Origin of the sequence: Streptomyces sp. W1SF4 (assembly GCF_003950035.1) — a bacterium.
GTDB lineage: Bacteria > Actinomycetota > Actinomycetes > Streptomycetales > Streptomycetaceae > Streptomyces > Streptomyces racemochromogenes.
Genome location: NZ_CP034350.1, coordinates 220710 through 242067, shown reverse-complemented (window position 1 = coordinate 242067; position 21358 = coordinate 220710). Strand labels below are relative to the sequence as shown.

The 21358-nt window shown below is 73.7% G+C and carries 25 protein-coding genes; 13 read left to right on the top strand and 12 right to left on the bottom strand.

Features of this window, described 5'->3' with window-relative positions:
- Window positions 1-36 precede the first annotated feature (36 nt).
- Window positions 37-825 carry an SDR family oxidoreductase gene (locus D1J60_RS01320; protein ID WP_125819774.1) on the bottom strand — a complete coding sequence of 263 codons (789 nt, stop codon included), beginning with the start codon at window positions 823-825 and terminating at the stop codon, window positions 37-39.
- Between the two features lie 93 nt (window positions 826-918).
- On the opposite strand from D1J60_RS01320, the gene D1J60_RS01315 reads away from it, so the two are divergent.
- Entirely contained in the window at window positions 919-1515 is a 597-nt protein-coding gene (locus D1J60_RS01315) for a TetR/AcrR family transcriptional regulator (RefSeq protein WP_125819773.1), read from the top strand.
- Between the two features lie 46 nt (window positions 1516-1561).
- Here the strand turns inward: D1J60_RS01315 and D1J60_RS01310 are convergent, their stop codons facing one another.
- The 5 genes from D1J60_RS01310 to D1J60_RS01285 all read right to left on the bottom strand — a co-directional run bounded on the left by D1J60_RS01310 (window position 1562) and on the right by D1J60_RS01285 (window position 5422).
- On the bottom strand, window positions 1562-2212 hold the full coding sequence (locus D1J60_RS01310; RefSeq protein WP_125819772.1) for a TOPRIM nucleotidyl transferase/hydrolase domain-containing protein: 651 nt from the start codon (window positions 2210-2212) through the stop codon (window positions 1562-1564).
- Window positions 2213-2723: 511 nt separating this feature from the next.
- Window positions 2724-3509 (bottom strand): SDR family oxidoreductase, encoded by a 786-nt coding sequence (locus tag D1J60_RS01300; protein WP_125823797.1) that lies wholly within the window; start codon window positions 3507-3509, stop codon window positions 2724-2726.
- A 49-nt stretch (window positions 3510-3558) separates the two neighbouring features.
- Window positions 3559-3918 carry a hypothetical protein gene (locus D1J60_RS01295; RefSeq protein ID WP_125819771.1) on the bottom strand — a complete coding sequence of 120 codons (360 nt, stop codon included), beginning with the start codon at window positions 3916-3918 and terminating at the stop codon, window positions 3559-3561.
- Window positions 3905-4549, bottom strand: coding sequence for a VOC family protein (locus D1J60_RS01290; RefSeq protein ID WP_125819770.1), 645 nt, complete (start codon window positions 4547-4549; stop codon window positions 3905-3907). The genes D1J60_RS01295 and D1J60_RS01290 overlap by 14 nt, the downstream gene beginning before the upstream one ends.
- Before the next feature lie 108 nt (window positions 4550-4657).
- The gene (locus tag D1J60_RS01285) at window positions 4658-5422 is read right to left on the bottom strand and encodes a PIG-L family deacetylase (RefSeq protein ID WP_206436462.1); all 765 of its coding nucleotides are present in this window, start codon (window positions 5420-5422) and stop codon (window positions 4658-4660) included.
- A gap of 115 nt (window positions 5423-5537) precedes the next feature.
- Between D1J60_RS01285 and D1J60_RS01280 the strand changes: the two genes are divergently transcribed.
- Complete coding sequence (locus D1J60_RS01280; protein WP_125819769.1) at window positions 5538-6041, top strand: GNAT family N-acetyltransferase; 504 nt, start codon at window positions 5538-5540, stop codon at window positions 6039-6041.
- 74 nt (window positions 6042-6115) lie between these two features.
- A complete protein-coding gene (locus D1J60_RS01275) occupies window positions 6116-7018 on the top strand; it encodes an NAD-dependent protein deacetylase (RefSeq protein ID WP_125819768.1) in 903 nt (300 codons plus the stop codon).
- A gap of 29 nt (window positions 7019-7047) precedes the next feature.
- On the opposite strand, the gene D1J60_RS01270 is transcribed toward D1J60_RS01275, so the two are convergent.
- Entirely contained in the window at window positions 7048-7827 is a 780-nt protein-coding gene (locus tag D1J60_RS01270; protein ID WP_125819767.1) for a maleylpyruvate isomerase family mycothiol-dependent enzyme, read from the bottom strand.
- Window positions 7828-7993: 166 nt separating this feature from the next.
- Here D1J60_RS01270 and D1J60_RS01265 point away from each other — a divergent pair, with 166 nt between their 5' ends.
- The 4 genes from D1J60_RS01265 (at window position 7994) to D1J60_RS01250 (ending at window position 10107) form a co-directional block, all read left to right on the top strand.
- A complete protein-coding gene (locus D1J60_RS01265) occupies window positions 7994-8317 on the top strand; it encodes a DUF6247 family protein (protein WP_125819766.1) in 324 nt (107 codons plus the stop codon).
- Window positions 8318-8430: 113 nt separating this feature from the next.
- On the top strand, window positions 8431-9093 hold the full coding sequence (locus tag D1J60_RS01260; protein WP_125823795.1) for a lysophospholipid acyltransferase family protein: 663 nt from the start codon (window positions 8431-8433) through the stop codon (window positions 9091-9093).
- Between the two features lie 117 nt (window positions 9094-9210).
- Window positions 9211-9585: a hypothetical protein gene (locus D1J60_RS01255; protein ID WP_007261943.1), complete on the top strand. Its 375-nt coding sequence runs from the start codon at window positions 9211-9213 to the stop codon at window positions 9583-9585.
- 174 nt (window positions 9586-9759) lie between these two features.
- Window positions 9760-10107: a metalloregulator ArsR/SmtB family transcription factor gene (locus D1J60_RS01250; protein WP_125595417.1), complete on the top strand. Its 348-nt coding sequence runs from the start codon at window positions 9760-9762 to the stop codon at window positions 10105-10107.
- Window positions 10108-10188: 81 nt separating this feature from the next.
- On the opposite strand, the gene D1J60_RS01245 is transcribed toward D1J60_RS01250, so the two are convergent.
- Window positions 10189-10641, bottom strand: coding sequence for a MarR family transcriptional regulator (locus tag D1J60_RS01245; RefSeq protein WP_125595400.1), 453 nt, complete (start codon window positions 10639-10641; stop codon window positions 10189-10191).
- 127 nt (window positions 10642-10768) lie between these two features.
- Here D1J60_RS01245 and D1J60_RS01240 point away from each other — a divergent pair, with 127 nt between their 5' ends.
- Both D1J60_RS01240 and D1J60_RS01235 read left to right on the top strand, forming a co-directional pair.
- On the top strand, window positions 10769-12382 hold the full coding sequence (locus D1J60_RS01240) for an MFS transporter (protein WP_125819765.1): 1614 nt from the start codon (window positions 10769-10771) through the stop codon (window positions 12380-12382).
- Window positions 12383-12602: 220 nt separating this feature from the next.
- Window positions 12603-13706, top strand: coding sequence for a right-handed parallel beta-helix repeat-containing protein (locus D1J60_RS01235; protein WP_125819764.1), 1104 nt, complete (start codon window positions 12603-12605; stop codon window positions 13704-13706).
- Between the two features lie 38 nt (window positions 13707-13744).
- Here D1J60_RS01235 and D1J60_RS01230 read toward each other — a convergent pair whose 3' ends face one another.
- A complete protein-coding gene (locus D1J60_RS01230) occupies window positions 13745-14476 on the bottom strand; it encodes a hypothetical protein (RefSeq protein WP_125819763.1) in 732 nt (243 codons plus the stop codon).
- A 121-nt stretch (window positions 14477-14597) separates the two neighbouring features.
- Between D1J60_RS01230 and D1J60_RS01225 the strand changes: the two genes are divergently transcribed.
- Window positions 14598-15029 carry a type IV pili methyl-accepting chemotaxis transducer N-terminal domain-containing protein gene (locus D1J60_RS01225; protein WP_241253093.1) on the top strand — a complete coding sequence of 144 codons (432 nt, stop codon included), beginning with the start codon at window positions 14598-14600 and terminating at the stop codon, window positions 15027-15029.
- Between the two features lie 89 nt (window positions 15030-15118).
- Here D1J60_RS01225 and D1J60_RS01220 read toward each other — a convergent pair whose 3' ends face one another.
- A complete protein-coding gene (locus tag D1J60_RS01220; protein WP_125595415.1) occupies window positions 15119-15505 on the bottom strand; it encodes a MerR family transcriptional regulator in 387 nt (128 codons plus the stop codon).
- Between the two features lie 143 nt (window positions 15506-15648).
- On the opposite strand from D1J60_RS01220, the gene D1J60_RS01215 reads away from it, so the two are divergent.
- Together D1J60_RS01215 and D1J60_RS01210 are read left to right on the top strand one after the other, a co-directional pair.
- Complete coding sequence (locus tag D1J60_RS01215) at window positions 15649-16314, top strand: class II aldolase/adducin family protein (RefSeq protein ID WP_125819762.1); 666 nt, start codon at window positions 15649-15651, stop codon at window positions 16312-16314.
- A complete protein-coding gene (locus tag D1J60_RS01210; RefSeq protein ID WP_125819761.1) occupies window positions 16311-16724 on the top strand; it encodes a carboxymuconolactone decarboxylase family protein in 414 nt (137 codons plus the stop codon). Before D1J60_RS01215 ends, D1J60_RS01210 begins: the two co-directional genes overlap by 4 nt.
- Window position 16725: 1 nt before the next feature.
- Here D1J60_RS01210 and D1J60_RS01205 read toward each other — a convergent pair whose 3' ends face one another.
- The gene (locus D1J60_RS01205; protein ID WP_125819760.1) at window positions 16726-19056 is read right to left on the bottom strand and encodes a M9 family metallopeptidase; all 2331 of its coding nucleotides are present in this window, start codon (window positions 19054-19056) and stop codon (window positions 16726-16728) included.
- A gap of 240 nt (window positions 19057-19296) precedes the next feature.
- On the opposite strand from D1J60_RS01205, the gene D1J60_RS01200 reads away from it, so the two are divergent.
- Window positions 19297-20850 carry an AMP-binding protein gene (locus D1J60_RS01200; protein WP_125819759.1) on the top strand — a complete coding sequence of 518 codons (1554 nt, stop codon included), beginning with the start codon at window positions 19297-19299 and terminating at the stop codon, window positions 20848-20850.
- Window positions 20851-20854: 4 nt separating this feature from the next.
- Here the strand turns inward: D1J60_RS01200 and D1J60_RS01195 are convergent, their stop codons facing one another.
- A complete protein-coding gene (locus D1J60_RS01195; protein WP_125819758.1) occupies window positions 20855-21313 on the bottom strand; it encodes an Lrp/AsnC family transcriptional regulator in 459 nt (152 codons plus the stop codon).
- Between the last annotated feature and the right edge of the window lie 45 nt (window positions 21314-21358).

Here is a 21358-nt window from a genome sequence, read left to right as displayed (position 1 = left end):
ACGCGGATGTGCGTACGCAGGCGGCGGCACGAGGCGTCAGGCCTTCAGGACCCGTCCCGACACCGCCAGCGTGAGGCGCCGGGGCGTCAGTGCGGCGGCCGCCGCGGAGACGCGGTTGGCGAGGCCCGCGACGATGCTGGGCGGGGTCTTGGCGCGCTCCAGGGCGCGCCGGGTCGCGGTCACCACCTGCTCGGGCGTGGCCATGCGGCCGACGGCCGCGTCCCGGCTGCCGACGACGTCGAAGAACTCCGTGCTGACCGGACCCGGCGACACGGCGAGCACCCGCAGCGGCGAGTTCCGCGTCTCGTAGCCGACGGCCTCGGTGAAGTTCAGAACGAAGGCCTTGCTCGCTCCGTAGACCGCCATCGCGGGGGTCGGCTGGTAGGCCGCGGAGCTCGCCACGTTCACCAGCGCACCCCGGCCGTCGGACACGAGGTCGGGCAGGAAGGCCCGGGTGAGCTCGGCGACGGCCGTCACGTTCAGCTGGATCATCTCGTTGATCTGCGCCACGTCCTGGCCGGCGAACGGGCCGTGGCTGCCGAAGCCGGCGTTGTTGACGAGGGAGTGCACCGTGATCCCGCGCGCGTCGAGCTCCGCGCGCAGCGCGGCCGCGGCTCCCGGCCGGGCGAGGTCCGCGGCGATCACGTGGGCGGTGACGCCGTGGCGCTTCTCCAGTTCCGCCGCCAGTTCCTCGAGCCGGTCGAGGCGGCGGGCGACGAGGACGAGGTCGGCTCCGCGTGCGGCCCACTGGCGGGCGAACTCGACGCCGAGCCCGGCGCTCGCCCCGGTGATCAGGGTGACGGTCCCCTGGTATGTCATAGGCATCGTAGGCTGCTCCGTTTCACGTGTTGGACACACATGAATGTAGGCGGCGACATCATTGTAGTCAATGACAACATCAAGAGAGGGGAGCCCGCCTTGAGCGAGGGGCCCTACCACCACGGCAACCTCCGGACCGCCCTGCTGGAGCGCGCGGAGACCGTCCTCACCGAATCGGGCGTGGAGGGCCTGTCCCTCCGGGCCCTGGCACGCGACCTCGGCGTGAGCCACGCCGCGCCCTCCCGCCACTTCCGCGACCGGCAGGCCCTGCTGGACGCCCTCGCCGTCAGCGGCTTCACCCGGCTGAACGCCCGCCTGAGCGCCGCGGCCGAAGCACCCGGCCCGGTGCCGGACCGCCTGGCCGCCCTGGGGCGGGCGTACGTCGACTTCGCCGTCACCCACGCGCCCCTGCTGAACCTGATGTTCAGCGCCAAGCGCGCCGACGACTCCAGTGCCGAACTCAGGGAGCTCGGGCACCACAGCCTCGACACCACCGCCGAACTCATCGTGCGGGCCCAGGCGGAGGGGTTCGTCCGCGAGGGCGACCCGGTCCGCCTCGCCCAGGTCGCCTTCTCCACCGTCCACGGGCTGGCGACGCTGGCCCTCGGCTCCCTCCTCGAGGACACCCCGCTGCCGGAGGCGACCGACCTGGCCCTGGACGTACTCCTGACCGGCCTGGCCCGCCCCGGTCGGTGACCGGCCCCCGGCCGGTGACGGCCCGGGCGCGCCGGCGTCCCGCCGCTCAGCGTCCGGCGCGGGCCGGGTCCAGGGCGGTGAGCAGCGCGTCGAGGGGCGCGGGCAGGAGAGCGAGGTCGAGGGCCTGGGCGAGGAGGTGCCCGTAGCGGATCTTGCGGCCCTTCTTGGTGCCGAGGAAGCGCCGCATCCGGTGGTGCGGGTCGCGGCCGCGTTGCGCGGGCTGGCGGACGAAGGTCTGCCAGGGGGCGAGGTCGCCCTCGGCCTCGATGACCCCTTCCACCCGCGGCACGCCCAGCGCGCGGATCAGCTCCTCCTCCAGGTCCTCCACGCAGACGAAGACCTCGTGGCGGGGAGCCCCGGCCCGCTGGAAGCCGCGGTCGAAGTAGGGCTGCTCCCGCACGTCGCACAGCCCGGCGAGGCGCAGTCCCAGTCCCGGCGGGCCCAGGAGCCGGGCGTACCGGCCGACGTTCATCGCCCCTCCCATGGAGACGACGCAGACGCCCTCGGCGGGCAGGTCCCGGTCCAGGCGCGCCGCCAGGGTCTCGACGGCGGCGAGGTCGCTGGGCCCCTCGACCAGCACCACCGACGCGACACCCCGTTCCGCGGCCAGTTCCCCGGCCCGCTCCCCGGCCGGCCCGTCGTCGCCGCCCGCCGCCCAGTCGGCGACCGCGTTCCGGAACAGTCCCATGTCAGCCATGCGGTGATTGTGCTGCACCCCGGGGCGGGGCGGACACTCGTTTTCCACGGCCCGGCGGCGTTCCGGCCGTTGCCGGTCGACTGGCCGCGCCGCGGCCGCCGGGGGAGGCTCGAAGAAGGGAGGAAGCTGGTCCGCGTGAACCGGACGGCATCGCGGTGCACGGCCGGGGCAAGGCCGACCTGGCGACCGGGCGCGCCATCACCCCGCGGACGGTCTTCGACATGGCCTCCCACTCCAAGCAGTTCACCGCCGACGCCGTCCTCCTGCTCGCCGGACGGCACCGCCTCGCGCTGAACGACCCCCTGTCCGCCTTCCTCGACCACCCGCCCGCCTGGACCCGGGACGTCATCGAGGAGGGCCGGTACGGGGCCGGCGTGCTCGTGCTGCCCGACGGGAGCCTCGTGCACCGGGGTGACTGGGAGCAGTTCCACAGCACCTTCAAGGTGAGCCCGGACCGGAACACCGCGGTCACCGTGGTGTGCAACGCCGATCCGCCCGACGGCTTCCGCGGTCAGCCGGCGAAACCGCCGTCGCTCTTGAGCAGCTGCCCGTTGATCCACTGGCCCTGCGGCGAGCAGAGGAACGCGACCAGGTGGGCGGCGTCCCGCGGAGTGCCCAGGCGGCCCAGCGGCGTGCGGCCGAGCACGTGCTCCCGGATCCCGTCGGACATCCACCCGGTGTCCACCGGCCCCGGGTTGAGCACGTTGGCGGTGATCCCGAGGTGCGCGAGTTCGTGCGAGGCGGCCAGCACGATGCGGTCCAGCGCGCCCTTGCTCGCCCCGTAGGGCAGGTTGCCCACGGTGTGGTCGCTGGTCAGGCCGATCACCCGGCCGGTCCCGGGGCTCCCGCGGAACCGGCGCCCGTACTCACGGATCAGCAGCCAGGTCGCCCGGGCGTTCACCGCGAAGTGGCGGTCGAAGCTTTCGAGGGTGGTGTCGAGCAGGCCGGAGTCGACCGACTCGCAGTGCGACATCACCAGCGCGGTGACGCCGCCGAGCGCGCCCTCCGCCTCGTCGAAGACGCGCTCGGGGGCACCGGGATCGGCGAGGTCCGCCTCCACCGCCACCGTCCTGGCGCCCCGCTCCGCCAGCGTGGCGGCGACGGTGTCCGCCGCGCCGGCCTCGACGCCCCAGCTCATGCGCGCGTCGTACGGAGTCCAGTAGGTGAAGGCGATGTCCCAGCCGGCCCCGGCCAGCTCGCGGGCGATACCGGCGCCGATCCCGGCGGTGCGGCCGACGCCCGTCACCAGCGCGACCGGCCGGCCAGCCCCTGACGCCGCCTCACGCCCTGTCGTCATGCCCGTCATGCCCGTCATCCTCCGGCATCAGGTCGTCGGCAGGCCGCCGTCAGCCCACCATCCACGGAACCCGGCAGACGTGAGGGGCCGCTCCCGCCGGGCACATCGCGCCGATCACCGCCTTGCGGACCGTCCGCCACGTGCGCAGGGAGCACGCCAGCCGGACGCGCAGCTCGACCGGCCGCCGTGCGCCGCTGCTCTCGCCGGGATGTTCCACGGCCCACTGCTCCGCCAGGAAGTCGTACAGCTCGGCCGCCGCCGGCCCGCCGTCGGGGCGGTCGTCCGTCGACAGGGTCTCCCCGGTGATCCGGGCCCCGCGACGGGCCACCGCCTCCCCGACGAGTCCCCTCACCCAGGCCAGTCCCTGTTCGTCCGCGTACAGGCCGAACCTCAGTTCACGCGTCCTCATCGCCCGCACCTCCGTCGTGGGCCGGGGCCGGAGCGGGGCGGGCGCCGGTGACGTGGAACTCGTTCCCGCCGGCGTCGAGGAACTCGCCCGGCTCACCGCCCGGACGGGCGGTCTCCAGCCGTAGCCTGTTCCGCCCCGCCTTCGGCGCCGCGGGCGGCCCCATCACCAGCGAGACCGGGCTGGCGGGAGTCCGGCGGAGCCGGAAGCCCCAGGCCTCGGACTCCACCGTGTCCCAGCCGGTCCGCGACGGCCAGGACGCTTCCTGAGCGCGGCGGTGCTCCTCGGCGATGTCGAGACAGACCGCTACCAGTCCGGAATCGGCGAGGACGCCCGGGTGGCCGGGGCGCAGCACGCAGAACTCGTTGCCCTCCGGGTCGGCCAGCACGTCCCAGGGGACGTCCCCCTGGCCGATGTCGGCCCGGGTAGCCCCGAGCGAGAGCAGCCGCGCCACCTCCACCTCCCAGTCAGGGCCCCCGGCCAGGTCGAGGTGGAGCCGGTTCTTGCCCGCCTTCGGCGTCGCCGTCGGCACGAACCGCAGCCGCAGACCGTCCGTCCGGCCCCGCGTCGCCTCCCGCCAGAAGCGCTCCATCCGTACGACGTCCAGCGCGTCGATCACGATCCCGGTCAGCATCGGTTCCCCCAAACCCCTCGAACAATCTCGAAGCAAGATCAGCAGGCACTCCGGACACCCTGCCGACCGGGGCCGCCGAGCACAAGCGGAAAATGCCCGGCCGGCCCGTCACACCGTCAGCCGGGTCAGCCCGCGCGCGGCCGGGTGGGTGTGCAGCCGGATGAAGTACTCGGTGCCGATCACACGGTTCCGCGTCCCGGCGGGCAGGCGGGACAGGATCCCGGGCAGCGCCCGCTCCCGGGCGACCTCGCTGCGGTGCGCGAGGACGGCGGCCCACTTGGCGCCGAGCCACGGGCGCACGTCGACCGTGGCGCTGACCAGGTGGTCCGGCACGCTCAGGGCCGACTTGCCGACGCCGGCCAGCAGCGGCGCGAGGTCGGCGAGGGCGGAGTGCGGGTGGGTGGCCCCGTACAGGGCGTGGGGCTGCCAGGGGGCACCCGCCTCCGGGTAGAGGTGCTCCAGGCCGGAGGCGGCCACCGCGAGCGCCGTGACGCGGTGGGTGTGGCGGTGGTCGGGGTGCCCGGTGAGCTGGCCGTACGCGTCATGGGTGACGACGATCCGGGGCCGGAACCGCCTGAGGTGGCCGACGAGCCGCCCGACGGCCTCGTCGAGCGGGGCGTCGCAGAGCCGGGGCCGGCCGGGGGCGGAATCCGGGACGCGGTGGTCGGCGTACCCCAGCATCCGGGGTTCCCCGGCGCCGAGCGCCGCGAGGGAGTCGGCCAGTTCGGCGGCCCGGGAGGTGCCGGGCGCCCAGGTGGCGGTGACGACGGCGGTCCGCGCACCCGACGCGGCGTGCTGCGCGAGGACTCCGCCGGCGACGAGGGCCTCGTCGTCGGGGTGGGCGAACACGCCGAGCAGGCTGGGCAGCGGCACGGGTACCTCCTGGTGGCGGAGCGGACGGACGGGCGGGCCTGCACCCGTACCCCGGGAAGGGGGCACCCACCCTTCCCGCCGGGGTGCGTGATCACCGGTGGGGCAGAGTGGGGGCATGCCCCCCTACGAGACGATGCCCTTCCACCTCCGGACCGAGCGGCTGATACTGAGGCCCTGGGCGGAGTCGGACGCCGCCGAGTTCTGCGCACTGCTCTCCGAACGCGGCAAGGAGACGCCCACCGTCGACCGCATCCGGACGGCCATCGGGGAGCTGCTCACCGCGACCGAGACCACCGGGATCGCCCTGCTGCCCATCCAGCGCCGCGACGAGGGGGACTTCATCGGCTACTGCGGGCTGATCATCGGCCGCTCCAGCGTGGAGGAGCCCGAAATCGCCTACGAGCTGCTCCAGCGCGCGCACGGGCGCGGCTACGCCACCGAGGCGGCCCGCGCGGTGCTCGACGCCGCCGCCGCGACGGGCCGCGAGCGGATCTGGGCCACCGTCGGCGCGTGGAACACGCCGTCCTTCCGGGTCCTGGAGAAGCTCGGGTTCGAGCGGGACCAGGTGTCCACGGAGGACAGCGGTGAGGTGGTCTGGCTCACCCGCTCGTTGCCCTGACCGGGACCGGGACCGGCCGGGCCCGCGCCGCTCCGCAGGAGACGGACGGCCCGTGTCCTCCGTACGCTGGCGGCATGCGCACGCGTCCCACCCTGAGCTGGACCCCGACCGAGGACCTGCCGCCCGGCACCACGGACCTCGGCCCCGTCGCAGACGCGCTCGCCGCCGGCGGGGTGCTGGTCCTCACCGGGGCCGGCATCTCCACCGAGTCGGGGATCCCCGCGTACCGCGGCGAGGGCGGGAGCCTGACCCGGCACACCCCGATGACCTACCAGGACTTCACCGCCGGGGCCCAGGCCCGCCGCCGGTACTGGGCGCGCAGCCACCTCGGCTGGCGCACCTTCGGCCGGGCCCGGCCCAACGCCGGGCACCGGGCGGTGGCGGCGTTCGGGCGGCACGGCCTGCTCGCCGGGGTCATCACCCAGAACGTCGACGGCCTGCACCAGGCCGCCGGCAGCGACCCGGTGGTGGAACTCCACGGCAGCCTCGCCCGGGTCGTCTGCCTCTCCTGCGGCGCCGCCGGGCCGCGCGGCGAACTCGCCCGCCGGCTGGAGGAGGCCAACCCCGGATTCGCGCCGGTGGCGGCCGCGATGAACCCGGACGGTGACGCCGACCTCACGGACGAGCAGGTCGCGGACTTCCGGGTGGTGCCCTGCGCGCGCTGCGGCGGCGTCCTCAAGCCCGACGTGGTGTTCTTCGGCGAATCCGTGCCGCCGCAGCGGGTCGAACACTGCCGGGCACTGGTCGACGCGGCGGCCTCACTGCTGGTCCTGGGGTCCTCGCTGACCGTGATGTCCGGGCTCCGCTTCGTCCGCGAGGCGGCCCGCGCCGGCAAGCCGGTGCTGATCGTCAACCAGGACCCCACCCGCGGCGACCGGCACGCCGCGACCCGGGTCGCCCTCCCCCTGGGCCCGGCCCTCACCACCGTGGCCGCCCGCCTGCACGTCCCCGTACAGGACCCGGACACCCCTGCCTAGGCGGCCGGCCGGTGCCCCAGGGGCGGACCCTAGGCCTGCGGGTCCCAGTCGCGGAGCTGGTCGAACAGGACCGCGTCACCGTCGACCCGCAGGGAGTCCGCCGTGATGCGGTTGTAGAGGAAGAGGATCAGCTCACTGGCCGTGCCCAGGACGCCGGCCTCCGCCGCCGTGCCGGCGGGGAGCGGCAGCCGGGCGGCCCGCGCGCCGGAGCCGTCGAGGGTGAGACGCCAGACGGGGCCCTCGGTGGTGCGGAAGTCGAGGGCGGCGGGCTTGTGGGGCCAGGGGCTGACGGTGGCGACGCAGGTGGTCAGGAACTCCTCGACACCGTCGAGCGCCACCACGTCGGGCAGCGGCTTCGGCTCGCCCAGGGCGAGTTGGGCGTCGTGGGTGTGGACCGCGCTCTCCTGGACCCGGTGCCGGGCCACGGTTCCGGCGGTGAGCGGGGACTGCAGCTCCTCCCACCACGCCCAGCAGCCGCCGTCCGGACCGGCCTTCCGCAGGGCGTCCAGCAGCTGCCGCGTCGACTCGTCCAGCCACGCCACCAGGGCTTCGCGCTCCCGCGGCACGACCAGCGCGGCGCGCGCGGCGGCGGCCTCGGCCGGCGGCCCGTCGGCGGGACCCGCACCGACGATGGCGGCCCAGAAGCGGTCGCCGCCGCCGAGGTGCTGGACGAGGTCGGCCAGCGTCCACTCGGGGCAGCTGGGGACCTGCACGTCAAGGTCGGGCGCGGAGGCCACCACGGCGCGGAAGGCGGAGGACCGCTCGTCGATCAGCCGCAGGAGGTCGGTGAACTCAAGAGTGTTCTGCACCCGGACTGTCTACCAGCAAGATCAGATGAGCGGCCAACCATTAAACCGGCACCGGGACTTCTCCGCCCGGCCGCAGGGCCACGCGGCCGCACCGCCGCCCGCGCGACGCGGCCGTCGGCCGGGCCCCGGGCGCTACGGTGGGGGTACGACCCGCCTGGAGGAGCCCGTGAGCGCGCAGCCCGAGCACGTACCCGCCCCGCCACGCGCGCCGGCGCCGGCGCCCGGGGCTCCGGCCGAACTGCTCGCGGCGTTGCGGGCCGACCGGCGGGCCGAGCGATGGGTGCCGGCCTTCGAGGCGGAGTGGGCGCGGGCGCTCGACGAATCCCGCCGTACGTTCTCCCTGGCCGGGCCGTACGAGGTGCTCGGCGCCTGGCAGGCCCGGCTGGCCTCCGCCCCGCAGGTCGACGCGTTCCTCACCGCCGGCCGCGACGAGACCGGGTTCGCCGGCCCCGAGGAGTTCCGCGGCGGGCGCCGGGCGTCTTCTGGGTAGGGCGACGCGCCCCGTCTGAGTACGACGACTCAGGCGGCCGGGGCGCGCGTTGACGACTCTGGGAGCAGTTGCCGCAGTCGTCGTAGACGCCGTCACGAACGGGAATGAACGCCATGCTCAGCCGCCTCGCCCAGCTCCTCGTCCCCGCCTTCGGCCACGTCCGCGTCACCACGGAGCCCGGTGTCCGCGTGCCGCCCGGCAGCGTCATCGTCGCCAACCACACCTCCCTCGCCGACCCCGCCGTGGTCCTCGCGGCCCTGCGGCGCTGCGGTGTCGAACCCGTCGTCATGGCCGCCGCGGGCCTGTGGCGCGCCCCGGTCCTGGGCCGCCTGCTCGTCCGCGAGGGGCACATCCCCGTCCACCGGGGGGACCGGCGGGCCGCCGAGGCCCTCGACCACGCCGCGTCCGCCCTCGCGGACGGCCGCTCGGTGCTCATGTACGCCGAGGGCGGCATCCCCTCCCGCCGCGACGCCGCCGAAGCGGCACCCCTGGCCTTCCGCAGCGGCCTCGCCCGGCTGGTCACGCGCACCGGGGCGCCCGTCGTCCCCGTGGGCCACGCGGGGGCCCGCCGCATCACCTCCGGAGGCGCCGCCAAGCAGGTCGCCGGCCTCGTCACGGCCCCGCTGCGCCGGCCCCGGATGCACGTCCACGTCGGACGCCCGCTGGAGCTGAGCGGCGACACCGCCGCCCGTACCGTCCAGGCGCACGCCGCCGTCACCGACGCCTGGCGCACGGCGGCGGCGCGGCTGCGCGAGCCCGCCGCGTCCGCCGCCTGACGGCGGCGGAATCCGGCCAATTCCTTTGATCCCGCCAGCCGGAGCCGCGCGATCGGTAGCGTCCCGGTACGTGAGATCCGTGCCGCGTCCGGCACATGACACCAGCGGAGGACAGCCATGGCGAACGTGGAAGTGTCACTGAAGGAAGCGATGACCTCGATCGAAGGGGCCCTGGGGGTGGCGCTGGTCGACTACGCCAGCGGGATGGCCCTGGGCACGCTCGGCGGGGGCAAGGACCTGGACCTGACGGTGGCGGCCGCCGGGAACACCGACGTCATCCGGGCCAAGCTGCGCACCATGGAGATGCTCGGCATGCAGGACGACATCGAGGACGTGCTGATCACGCTCGGCGGCCAGTACCACCTGATCCGGATCCGGCGCAGCCGCTCCGGCGGCGGTCTGTTCCTCTACCTGGTCCTGGACCGGGGGAGGTCGAACCTGGCGATGGCACGCCACCAGCTCAGCCGCATCGAGGCCGAACTGGAGGTCTGACGCGGCGTCCGTCGGGCCCACGCATGCCCATGAGTTGAAGAACTCTTCAACTCGGAACATGTAAAACCGGTCATCATCGGTTCCGCGTGGGCCGACAGGACGCGACGATGGGCGGGGGCGGTGATCCCCGCCCGAGCCGGAGTCCGTTCGCAGAGGAACAGGAGCGTCGTGGGAATGCAGGTCCCGCTGTACCAGGCCAAGGCCGAGTTCTTCCGGATGCTCGGTCACCCCGTACGCATCCGCGTGCTGGAGCTCCTCCAGGACGGCCCCATGCCCGTACGGGACCTGCTCGCCGAGATCGACGTCGAGGCGTCCAACCTGTCGCAGCAGCTGGCCGTCCTGCGCCGGTCGGGCATCGTCGTCTCCACCCGTGAGGGCTCGACCGTCACCTACGCCCTCGCCGGCGGCGACGTCGCCGAACTCCTGCGCGCCGCCCGCCGGATCCTCACGGAGATGCTGGCCGGCCGCAACGCCCTGATCGCCGAGCTGAACGACTCCGACCCGGCCCCCGTCCGCATGTAGGACACCGGGTGCGCGGCAGGGGAGCGACGCCCGGCCGAGCGGCGGCGACGGGCCGGGCGCCCTCGCCCGCCGCCCCCCGGCTCACTGGTCGCAGCCGTCCACCGGCTCCTGGCAGGCGGACGTGACGGCCGCCATCCAGGCGAGGGCGGCCTCCCGTTGGCCCGGGGCCAGCCCCTCCTCCAGCTCCGCCTCCCGGCGCACGACGGCAGGGAAGGCCTCCTCGTAACGCGCGGCCCCGAGCTCGGTCACGTGCAGCTGGTGCGTCCTGCGGTCGGTGGGGTGCGGGGAGCGTGTGATCAGCCCGTCGCGCTGCAGGGCCGTCAGCATCTCGTTGGCGGCCTGGCGGGTGCTGCCCACCGAGCGGGCCAGCTGCGCCACGGACATCCCCGGGGACGCCCTGACCATCATCAGGGTGGCGAACTGCGGCACGGTGAGACCGAATTCCGTCAGTTCCGCCCCGATCGCGGCCCGCATGCCGAGCCAGGTCTGGCGGACCAGGAAGCTCAGCACCCGGCCCTGCGTCTGCTCGCCCATGGGCGACCTCCGAATTCATGATTGACAGGTACTTGACGACTTGTCACGATGAGTGGGCCGTCAGGTACCTGACGATGATACGCCGCGGCAGTGACCCGAACCCACCCTGATCCGAAGGCAGTCACGCATGTCCTCCGCCACCCAGCCACCCCCGACACCACCCGCGACACCGCCCACCACGTCCCCGCCGACAGCCCGTTCCGCTCCCGCGGGGGCCCGGTCCCCCCTCCCGCCGGCCCGCCGCCGCCTCGTCCTCGGCGTCCTCGTCTTCTCCCAGCTCCTCATCTGGCTCGACGGAAACATCCTGTCCACGGCCTTCGAGACGCTGTCCGACCCCGTCCGGGGACTGGGTGCCACCCCCGGCCAGCTCCAGTGGGCCACGGGCGCCTACACGCTGGCCTTCGCCGGCCTGATGTTCACCGGCGGCGCCCTCGGCGACCGCTTCGGCCACCGCAACACGCTGCTGGCGGGCATGGCCCTGTTCGGCGCCGCCTCCGTCCTCGCCGCCTACGCCGCCGGCCCCGCCGAGCTCATCGCCGCCCGCGCCGTGATGGGAGCCGGCGCCGCGCTGATCGTCCCCGCCACCATGGCGGTGGTCAGCTGGACCTTCGAGCCCGCGGAACGCCCGGCCGCCTTCGGCATGCTGTCCTCCTTCGCCGGCGTCGGCCTCGCCGCCGGCCCGATCCTGGCGGGAGCGCTGCTCGCGGCGTTCTGGTGGGGGTCGGTGTTCCTGGTCAACGTACCGGTGGTCCTCCTCGGCCTCGGTTTCGTCGCCCGGTACGTGCCCAACTTCCGCAGCCCGCGGGTGCGGCCCCTCGATCCGGCCGGCCTGCTCCTGTCCACCGGCGGCCTCGGCCTCCTCGCGTACGGCCTGATCCGGGCCGGCCAGGACGCCTCCTTCGCCCACCCGGGCGTCTGGGGCAGCACCGCGGCGGGCGTCGCCCTGATCGGGGCGTTCGTCATCACCGAGCTGCGGATCGCCCACCCGAGCTTCGACCCCCGGCTGCTGGCGCAGCGCCGGTTCGCCGCCGGGAACCTCACCCTGATGCTGGTCTTCCTGTCCCTGACGTCCGGCTCGTTCTACCTGGCCTTCTACCTTCAGGGCGCCCGCCACTACTCGGCGTTCGAGGCCGCGCTGCTCGGACTCCCGGCCGCGCTCGGCGTGGTCGTCGGCTCACCGATCGCCGTCCGGCTGGCCCGCCGCACGTCCGTACGGCTCGTCTCGTCCGTCTCGCTCGCCGTCGCGGCCCTGGCGATGGCGGCCCCGGCCCTCTTCGGTGCGACCACGCCGATCGCCGGGTACGCGGCGGTCATGCTGGTCCAGGGCACCGCGATCGGCATGGTCATCGCACCCGTCACGGCCGCCGTACTGGGCTCCCTGCCGCTGGAACGCTCCGGCGCGGGCAGCGCGGTCAACAGCACCCTGCGCCAGACCGGCAGCGTCCTGGGCATCGCGGCCGGCGGCACCATCACCTCGATCGTCTACCGGCGCGCGATCGACGGCTCCCTCACCGGCCTCCCGGACGAGGTACGGCTCCAGGCCCGCGTCTCGGCGGAGCTCGCCCGGCACGCGGCGGCCGCCACGCACGACGCGGGGCTCGCCCGGGCGGCCGACACCGCGTTCTTCCACGCCATGCACGTCGGTGCGCTCTGGACGGCGGGATTCGCGCTCGCCGGAGCGGTCCTCCTGGCCGTCGGGTTCCGGCCGGACCGCCACCGCCCCGCGCCCGGGGCCGAGTAGGGCCGCCGGGAGGCGCCCCGCGCCCCGTGCACCGGGCGCCTCCCGTCTCGCCGAGTGGTCCCGCTGCTCCGGACGGCCCACCCGCGCGGCACGGCCTCCGCCGATCCGGCCCGCCCTGTGCTCGGGTGGCCCTGTGCGAACCGGCCGTCCCCGCCGCTCCGCCACGTGTCCCACGGCGCCGGGCGGCCACCGGCGGTCCTCCCATCGGCAGGAGAACGCGATGAACCCCCTCCGCTCACGCTGCGCGGCGGCCCTCGGCACACTGCTCGCCTCGGTGGCCCTCGGCTCCCTCGCCCCCTCGTCCGCCGCCTCGCAGCCGCGCGAACTCGTGGTCCCCTCGGCCGCCTACCCGACCGTCCAGTCGGCGGTCGACGCCGCGCGGGCCGGCGACCGGATCGCGGTGCGCCCCGGCGTCTACCGCGAGCAGGTGACGATCCACAAGAACCTCACCCTCACCGGCGCGGGAGCCGGCAGGACCACCATCCTCGCCCCCGCGAACATGGTGGCCGGCCCCGACGGCCGCAACGCGATCGTCTCCCTCGACAGCTCGGCGTCCGTGAGGATCTCCCGCCTCACGGTCAGCGGACCGGGCTCCGGCACCTGCGAGGAGGGCGCGCTCGGCGCCGGCATCCGGGTCCAGGACGGGGCGCACCTCGACCTGAGCCGCGCGGCGGTGAGCCACATCAAGGACACGCCGCTGGCACCCTGCTTCCGCAGCGCCAGCGCCGTCCTCATCGGAGACTTCCCCAGCGGCGTGGGCTCGGCGGACATCCGGGACTCCAAGATCACCGACTACCAGGGGTCCGGAATCGTCGTGCTCGGCGCGGACTCCAAGGCCACCGTGCTGGACAACGTCGTCACGGGGCAGAAGACCATCTCCACCGACGGCATCGAGTTCGTCGAGGCGACCGGCCGGGCCGAGCGGAACACCGTCAGCGACAACGCCTGCCGCGAGCCGGATCCGGGCTGCGGCCCCGACTTCTTCACCGAGGTCCAGCACGCGGGCATCCTCGCCAACACGGGCGTGACGGTCGCCGGGAACCGTCTCGTCCGCAACCAGCTGGGCCTCTACGCCTTCGGTGTCGTGAGCACCAGCCGCAACACCTTCGTCGACAACGAGTACTTCGCGATGGCCTTCCAGGACGGCAGGTTCACCACGGTCAAGGACACCGTCCGGGGCGGCGGGGGAGGGGTCGCGGCCATCGCCACGGTGGTCAACACCACCGTGGAGCTGGACCATGTGAAGATCACCAAGATCACGGGAGACCGCATCCGCAAGTTCGAGCAGAACGGCTTCACCGCGACGGTCACCACCCGGCGGTAGTCCGGTCGCCGCACGACGCGGCGCGCGGGCAGCGCTGTTCACACCCCGAGCGCCTCGAAGGCCGCGTCGAGGAAGCCCTCCGGCAGGCCCGTCCCCGTCCAGGTCCAGCCGTACGGGCTCACCGCCTCGGCGGCGTCCTCGACCCTCGTTCCCACGTCCGCCGGGTGTTCCGCTGGCAGTCCCAGCACGACCACCGCCCAGGCCGTCAGCTCCGCGACGTCCAGGTACTGCCACCAGGCGGCGTCGTCCCATCCCAGGCGCTCGGTGGCCCGCTCGGTCCAGGCCGTGCGGTAGAGCGACGTGAGGACGGCGCGCGGATCGGCCGGGGAGGCCCCGGCGGCGCACCGGACGGCCCGCAGGTGCTCCAGCTCCGCGGCCCAGGGGTGCCGCGCGACGAACTCCAGGTTCTGGCGGAGGGTCGGCCGGAAGGCCCGCCCCCGTCCGAGGTGCCACTGCCCGGCCGGTGCCCACAGGCCGCCCGGTCCGGGCCCCCGTCCCGAGGCCCGCGCGTCCGCCGCGACGTCGCCGAGCACCGCGTCGCGCCAGCCGAGACCGTACGCCGTCCGAGCGGCGACGATCGCATGGACCTGCGCGTCGGTGGCGGGGGCGTCGAGGAGCTCGTCGTCGCAGTCGCCCCACAGCAGGGTGACCGTCGCGGTCACCGCCTCCAGGCAGCGGGCGTTCAGTGCGGCCGCGGGGTCGCGGGTCCAGGGCAGCATCGCCAGGTGGGTCCTGTCCCACAGCTCGCGCACGGTCGTGTTCTCGGGCATGACCCCGTCAAGGTATCGAACGGGCGACGTGCGGATGCGCGGTACCCCCGCCCTGCTTAGTTTTGCATTGCGTCACGAAATATCTCGTACGTACGTTCTGCCCCTGCCAGGAAGGTCTCCCATGAAGCGACTCCCCGTGATCGGCGTGCTCTGCGTCAGCGCGGCGCTCGGACTCGCCGCCTGCTCCGACAGCGACGACAACTCGGCCGCCGAGCAGGCCACCCAGGCCGCGGCGGACCTCTGCACGGACCTGAACGCCCTCAAGTCGGACAACGCCAAGCTCAAGGCCATGAACCCCGCCTCCGCGACCAAGGACCAGATCAAGGAAGCCTACGACGCGGTCCAGAAGGACTGGGACAACGTCAAGGAGAACACCAAGGAGCTGAAGCAGGCCGAGCGGGACGCGATCAAGCAGGCGGCCGAGGACCTGAAGAAGGGCTACGAGGACCTGCCGGGCGACACCACCGGCCAGGAGGCCCTCACCAAGCTCCAGCCGCAGATCCAGAAGCTGGACCAGGCCTCGACCGCCGCCGCCACCGGACTCAAGTGCTGACGGCACGCTGACCCCTGGCGGCCCGGCCCGGCACCGCGTGTGCCGGGCCGCGCCGGCGTCCGGACGCCCACCGGACGGCCACCGGCCGGCTACGGCGCCGGATCCGCCGTCCCCCACGCCGCCATCTGCTCGCGGAACTTCGGGCACCTGACGATGTCCTGCTCCCCGCAACGCAGGGCGTGCGTCAGCAGCTGCCGGGCGTGTTCGAGATCGACCATGCGCTGCTCGATCTCCCCGATCTTGGCCCGGATCATCGCCTCCCGCTGCGGCTGCTCCCGCTGGAACTCCGCGATCTCCACCAGCGTCAGACCGGCCTGCTGGCACTTGCGCAGGACCGTGATCCGCTCGGCGGCCTCCGGCGGATAGCGCCGCTGCCCGCTCACCCGCTCCGGCTGCGGCAGCAGCCCGTGGCGCTCCCAGTACCGGATGGCCGAAGCCGGCACCCCGGTGATCTCCGCCAGCCGGCCGATGGTCATGCGCACGTTCCGCTCCTCCTCCCGGGGCCGTCCACCCCGGCCGCCGTCCCGGCGTTTGACTTGAACCCTAGTTCAAGTTGAAGAGTGGGCGGCACCTGGTCAGCGGCGAACGAGCGCTCGCTGACAGACACTTGGAGTACGCCATGACCGACACGCACATGCGCCAGGAGCGGGCCGAACAGCTGGCACGAGCCGCGGAGGAGCTCTTCGCCGCCGGGGTGATGTCCCACTCCGGACACGCCAACCTCAGCGCCCGCCTCGAGGGCGAACGCCTCCTGCTCACGCCCGGCTTCGTCCGCGGCCTGCGCCCCGAACAGCTCGCCACCGTCGGCTTCGACGGAGAGGTCCTCGAAGGCGAGCTGCAGTCCGTCAGCGCCGAGATCATCGCCATGCACAGCGTGGTGTACCGGGCCCGCCCCGGGGTCGGCGCCGTCATCCACACCCACTCGCCCTCCGCGACCGCCTTCGCCGTCGCCCACCGGCCGCTGCCCTGCCGCACCGAGCCGATGCTGCGCTTCGGACAGGCCGAGGACGTCCCCGTGGTCCCCTGGGGACCGCGCGGATCGGACGTGTCCGTCCGCGGCATCGCCGAGGTGCTGGAACGCCGCCCGACGACGGCCGCGGTCCTGCTGGCCAATCACGGCCTGCTGGTGTTCGGGCCGGACGCGGCGGCCACCGCCCACCTCGTCGTGGCCATCGAGGAGAGCGCCGAGGCCGAGATCGCCGCCGCGGCGCTCGGAGGGGCCGCCGACTTCCCCCCGGGCGCCCGGGAAGCCGTCCGCGCCGCGCTCGCCCGGGCCGCGTCGTGACGCCGGACCCGGGGGCCTCCCGGGCGGAAGCCGTACGCGACCGCTACCGCTCCACCCTCGGCGCCGTACCCGGCGGGGTGCAGGACCGGCTCCGCCTGGCCCAGGAGTTCGGCCGGCTGCCCACCGAGGAGGCCCTCGCCGCCCTGCGGCACATCGTGCTGACGGACAGCCCGCTGGGAGCGCGGGTGCAGCAGCTCGTCCACTTCGGGCAGCTGCTGGCCCTCGGCCGGGCTGACCCCGCCCGCATCCACGCGCGGGGCGCCCTGCACGCCGGCGCCGCCATGGCCGAGCTCGTCGGCGTCGCCGAGACCGCGCTCATCACCGCCGGCGTCCCCGCGTACGCACTCGGCACCGAGATCATCGCCGGACTGCCGGCGCGGGAGGACGACCCGGGCTCCCGCGCTCAGTAGCTCACCTGGACTGCGTGGAGAGGCTCACCCCGCCGAAGTCCTGTGCGCCGGCGAGGCTGAAGTAGACCCATCCGGACGGCGGGTTGTCGATCGTCAGCGTCTCGCCGTTGCCGGCGTGGGCGGACTTCGCCTGGTAGCTGCTCGTGGTGGCCCAGTTGCCGCCGTTGTAGTAGAGGTCGGCGTTGCCGGTGCCGCCGCTGCTGGTGATGGTCAGCTGCTTGACGCCGGCCGGCAGGTACACGAAGTGGTAGCTGTAGTTGCCCGCGGCGGCCGCGAGGCCGTCCCGGCGGCAGTTCCCGTCGAACTGGCGGGGGTCGCCACTGGTGCAGAGCGGGGTGGCCGGGGCCGCGTCGGGCAGCGGACCGCAGCCGTCGGTCGCGCAGGCCGTCGTCAGCCAGGTGGCGAACCCGGCGTCGTACCCGGTGCCGATGGTCTGCTTCAGGAAGGCGCGGGCGCCGTTCCAGTCACCGGCGCGGTACTTGCCGAGGACGGTCTGGACGTCGGCGGGGTGTGCCTGGAGCATGTAGCGGACCGCGAGGAAGCCCCAGCGGTAGACCCGGTCCGAGGTGACCCGGGGGTCCTCGTCCTGGCCGTAGACGGTGTCGAACAGCTCGCTGAGCTTGTACGTCTTCTTCCCGGCCTCGGCGATGGCCTCGGCGTTGCGCTCGCCCCGGTAGCCGAAGGAGATGTTCTCGGCGATGCCCTCGACCCACCAGATGGTCGGCGTGGTCATGCCCGCCTCGAAGTCCCCGGCCATGTTGTAGCGGCCGTCGAGGTAGTGGGTGTACTCGTGGTTGAGGTTCCAGATCTGGAAGGCCGGACGCAGCCACTGGGCCTCGTGGGCGATGAAGCGGGCCTGGTTGCCGGCGGCGGCCGGGTCGCCCTCCTCGTACATGCCGCCGTTGTCGACGTCGATGTTGTAGATGGCCCAGGCGTACAGCGAGTAGTTGGTGTAGTCGTCGAAGACCACCACCTCCAGGTTGGTGTTCAGGTCGCCGGGGACCGCACCCTTGTCGCCGATGATCCGGTGGAAGTAGGCGTCCTGGTTGACCAGGCTGGTACAGGTGCCGGACAGCTGGCCGGGGGACATGTCCTGGGCGCGGATCTTCAGGCCCGGGGTGCAGGTGTGCTGGGTCGGCAGGATCGCCGGGAGCACCCGCTCACCGAGGTCGCAGATGGCGTAGGCCGCGCAGTTGCCCCGGTCGTACTGGCGCGTGTACCAGCCGAGGTTCATGGTGATCGGCGCCGTGGGGCCGACGTTGGGGTAGCGGTTGACGAGGTCCTTCAGCAGGGGCCGGAGGCGGTCCTTGAGCTCGGGCACGTCGAGGGCGTTGCCGAGGTGGCGGCCGACGTTGCTGACGACGTCCAGGCGGTTGAGCTGCGCACCGTTGCGGGTGATGAAGCCGGCCCACGTGTCGAGGATCGCGGGGTCGGCCTTGAGGGCGGCCCGCCAGCCGCGGCCGTCGTTCTTGGCCTTGAACCCGTTCTCGACGACCCACTCGACGTGCTGCATGGCGAGGTCCATCTGGCCGGGCCAGGTGCTGTCGTAGCCGCCGAGCATCCACTTGACGACGCCCGCGTACCGGCCGGCCGTGTGGGTGCTGTCGATCAGCGTGACGACCTCGTTGAGGATCTCGCCGTTGGCGTCGGTGACGTCCCTGCTGCGCGGGGAGGCGAAGAAGGCGTCCAGTGCCCCGCGCGCCGCGCCGTCCAGCGCCGTGCCGTACGGGCCGACGACGTCAGTGTTGTTGTCCTGCACGTAGTAGCCGGCGCGCAGGAACAGCACCAACTGACCGATGGCGGCGCGGTTGTCGCCCGAGTAGCCGGCGGAGGCGTCGCGCAGCGCGCCCGCCACCGTCACCATCTGGGCCTCGTTGAAGGCCTTGCGCGCGTTCTCCCCGGTGAGGCCGAACAGCGGGTAGGTGCAGGTGATCTGGGGGAGCGCCTTGAGCTGCCGGACCAGCGCGTCGCCCGTGGCGTTGATCACCGCGGAGAGGTCGCCGCACTCGGTCCCGGCGGCGGCGGAGGAGGACTGCCTGTCGCCCTTCGCGGGCTTGGCGGCGGGTGCGGGGGCCGGGCCGGACTCCTCGGTGCCGTCCTGCGAGGAGATCCGCAGGCGGGAGCCGTTGCCCATCGCGTCCGGCGACTTGGGCACCGGGATCGAGCGGGGCGCCGGGGCGGCGGCGGGGCGGGCGTACGCGCCGGCCGGGGCCGCGGCGCCGGCGGACGCGGCGTGGCTCTGCGGGGTGAGCAGACCGAGCGCGATGAAGGCGGCCGCGCCGAGCGCGGGAAGTCTGCGCGCGCCTGCCTTCGATATCCGGAAGGGGTGCATCTGTGGGGGCCTCCGGGGCCGTTGGGCCGGGTGCTGGAGACACCGGCGCTTGACATGTGACATGTAAAATTGCACACGTCAGGCCACTTCGGAAGGCCTCCGACGGGATTTCCCGTCGGCGGAACCGAAGTGCGGGTGCGGCTGTCGGTGGTGGCCGGATGTCGGCGCCCGGACTTGGGCCAGTGGATCATCGGCCGATACCCTCCCGCTAGTTGCTCAAGTCAACCAATGGAAAGGGATATGGACGACATCACCGGACACTTCCGCAGCCACGTGGAAGAGATACTCGACGCCCTCGGCAAGGAACCGGGCCGGGAGGCATTAGTCCACGGGGAGCGGCGCCTGAGCGCGGGTGACGTGCGGGACCTCGTGCACCGCATGGCCCGGGCGCTGCGCTCGCGGGGAGTGCGGCGCGGTGAGACGCTCACCCTGCTCTCCGGCAACCTCCCCGAGACGATCGCGGCCCGCTACGCCGCCGGCCTGCTCGGCTGCGCCGTCAACCACCTCTACGCGGGCCTTTCGGCCGATGTGCACGCCGACATCCTCCGCGACCTCGAAACCCGGACCCTGATCGCGGACCCCGCCCACCGCGACCGCGCCGCCGACCTGGCCCGGCGGGTCCCGCTGGAACGCGTACTCCTCCTCGGCGCCGGCCGCGGCACGGACCCGGACCCGGGGCCCGACCTGGTGGAGCTCGCCGCCGCGGAGTCCCCGGCGGCCCTGCCCGGTGCGGCGCGCCCCGACGACATCTGCACCATCCGCCACACCGGCGGCACCACCGGCCACCCCAAGGCCATCTGCACGACCTTCCGGCAGTGGGCGTCGGCCGGGCCGGTCTGGTCCGGCGAGGAGCGCGTCAGGACCCTGGTGTGCACCACCCTCGCGCACGCGGCGGGCCTCATGGCGGACGGCACGCTGCACGCCGGCGGCACCGTCGTCCTGCTGGACGGCTTCGACGCGGGATCCGTGCTCGCCGCCGTCGAGCGCGAGCGCATCACCCACACGTTCCTGCTGCCGCCGCTGCTCTACCAGCTGCTGGACCACCCCGACGTCGACCGCACCGACACCTCCAGCCTGCGCCTGCTCACCTACGGCGGCTGCGCCTCCTCCCCGGCCCGCCTCGCGGCGGCGGTGCGGCGCTTCGGCCCCGTCCTCAACCAGTTCTACGGCCAGAACGAGGCGGGCGGGATCAGCGTGCTCTCCCCCGAGGACCACGACCCGGCCCGCCCCGAACTCCTGCGGACCGCCGGGAAGATCATGGACGGCGTCGAGGTCGCCGTACGCGCCCCCGACGGCCGGCACCTGCCCGCCGGGGAGCACGGCGAGATCTGCGTACGCTCCCCGCACGTGATGCAGGGCTACTGGAAGCAGCCCGAACTCACCGCCGAAGTCCTGCGGGACGGCTGGCTGCACACCGGCGACATCGGGTTCGTCGACGCGGACGGCTACATCACGATCGTCGACCGCCTGAAGGACATGATCGTGGTGGTGGGGGGCCACGTGTACACGGTGGAGCTGGAGGACGTGCTCAACTCCCATCCGCAGGTGCTGCAGAGCGCGGTCCTCGGGGTCCCCGACGCCAACCGCACGGAACGGGTCCACGCGGTCGTCGTCCGCACCCCGGGCGGCGACGTCGGCGAGGCGGAGCTGCGCGCCCTGGTGCGGGACAGGAAGGGCGCCATGTACGAGCCCGCCCGCATCGCCTTCGCCGACGCACTGCCCCTGACCGACGTGGGCAAGCCGGACAAGAAGCTGCTCCGCGGCCGTGCCGCCGCCTGGGCCGGCTCTTCGTGACGGCCTAGGGTTCCAGGGGTTCGAGCACCTGGTTGTGGGCGTGCTGGTAGATCACGGACGTGCGGAACCCGACGACCTCGCGGCGCTCGGTGAACTTGTCCATCAGGAAGCCGTGCAGGTAGTCCACGCCGGGCACGGACACGTGCACGATCATGTCGTCGCCCCCCGTCACGACGTAGACCGTGCTGACCTCGGGCAGGCCGGCCGCGTACGTCTTGAACGCCTCGATGACGGCCCGGCTGAGCGGGCGGATCTGGAAGTGGACCAGCGCCTGGACGTGGCGGTTCAGGGCGGCCGGGTCGACCGCGGCGTGGTACCCGGTGATGACGCCGCGGGCCCGTAGCGCGCGGATCCGTTCGAGGCAGGTCGACGGGGCGATCCCGAGGGTGCGGGCGAGGTCGCGGTTGGTCTGCCGCGCATCGCGCTGCAGATGCCGGACGATCGCCGAATCAAGTTCGTCCATACGGCGATTATGGCCGCCGGGCCGAATTTCGTTCGGCGAACGCCC

Coding starts and splice junctions, on each gene's coding strand:
- D1J60_RS01290 (WP_125819770.1), bottom strand. CDS start 4,549: ATGCTGACCGGGATCGTGATCGACGCGCTGGACGTCGTACGGATGGAG.
- D1J60_RS01280 (WP_125819769.1), top strand. CDS start 5,538: ATGCCCCCCTACGAGACGATGCCCTTCCACCTCCGGACCGAGCGGCTG.
- D1J60_RS01235 (WP_125819764.1), top strand. CDS start 12,603: ATGAACCCCCTCCGCTCACGCTGCGCGGCGGCCCTCGGCACACTGCTC.
- D1J60_RS01245 (WP_125595400.1), bottom strand. CDS start 10,641: ATGGGCGAGCAGACGCAGGGCCGGGTGCTGAGCTTCCTGGTCCGCCAG.
- D1J60_RS01215 (WP_125819762.1), top strand. CDS start 15,649: ATGACCGACACGCACATGCGCCAGGAGCGGGCCGAACAGCTGGCACGA.
- D1J60_RS01225 (WP_241253093.1), top strand. CDS start 14,598: ATGAAGCGACTCCCCGTGATCGGCGTGCTCTGCGTCAGCGCGGCGCTC.
- D1J60_RS01240 (WP_125819765.1), top strand. CDS start 10,769: ATGTCCTCCGCCACCCAGCCACCCCCGACACCACCCGCGACACCGCCC.
- D1J60_RS01200 (WP_125819759.1), top strand. CDS start 19,297: ATGGACGACATCACCGGACACTTCCGCAGCCACGTGGAAGAGATACTC.
- D1J60_RS01260 (WP_125823795.1), top strand. CDS start 8,431: ATGCTCAGCCGCCTCGCCCAGCTCCTCGTCCCCGCCTTCGGCCACGTC.
- D1J60_RS01205 (WP_125819760.1), bottom strand. CDS start 19,056: ATGCACCCCTTCCGGATATCGAAGGCAGGCGCGCGCAGACTTCCCGCG.
- D1J60_RS01230 (WP_125819763.1), bottom strand. CDS start 14,476: ATGCCCGAGAACACGACCGTGCGCGAGCTGTGGGACAGGACCCACCTG.
- D1J60_RS01320 (WP_125819774.1), bottom strand. CDS start 825: ATGCCTATGACATACCAGGGGACCGTCACCCTGATCACCGGGGCGAGC.
- D1J60_RS01300 (WP_125823797.1), bottom strand. CDS start 3,509: ATGACGACAGGGCGTGAGGCGGCGTCAGGGGCTGGCCGGCCGGTCGCG.
- D1J60_RS01195 (WP_125819758.1), bottom strand. CDS start 21,313: ATGGACGAACTTGATTCGGCGATCGTCCGGCATCTGCAGCGCGATGCG.
- D1J60_RS01310 (WP_125819772.1), bottom strand. CDS start 2,212: ATGGCTGACATGGGACTGTTCCGGAACGCGGTCGCCGACTGGGCGGCG.
- D1J60_RS01295 (WP_125819771.1), bottom strand. CDS start 3,918: ATGAGGACGCGTGAACTGAGGTTCGGCCTGTACGCGGACGAACAGGGA.
- D1J60_RS01255 (WP_007261943.1), top strand. CDS start 9,211: ATGGCGAACGTGGAAGTGTCACTGAAGGAAGCGATGACCTCGATCGAA.
- D1J60_RS01220 (WP_125595415.1), bottom strand. CDS start 15,505: ATGACCATCGGCCGGCTGGCGGAGATCACCGGGGTGCCGGCTTCGGCC.
- D1J60_RS01250 (WP_125595417.1), top strand. CDS start 9,760: ATGCAGGTCCCGCTGTACCAGGCCAAGGCCGAGTTCTTCCGGATGCTC.
- D1J60_RS01275 (WP_125819768.1), top strand. CDS start 6,116: ATGCGCACGCGTCCCACCCTGAGCTGGACCCCGACCGAGGACCTGCCG.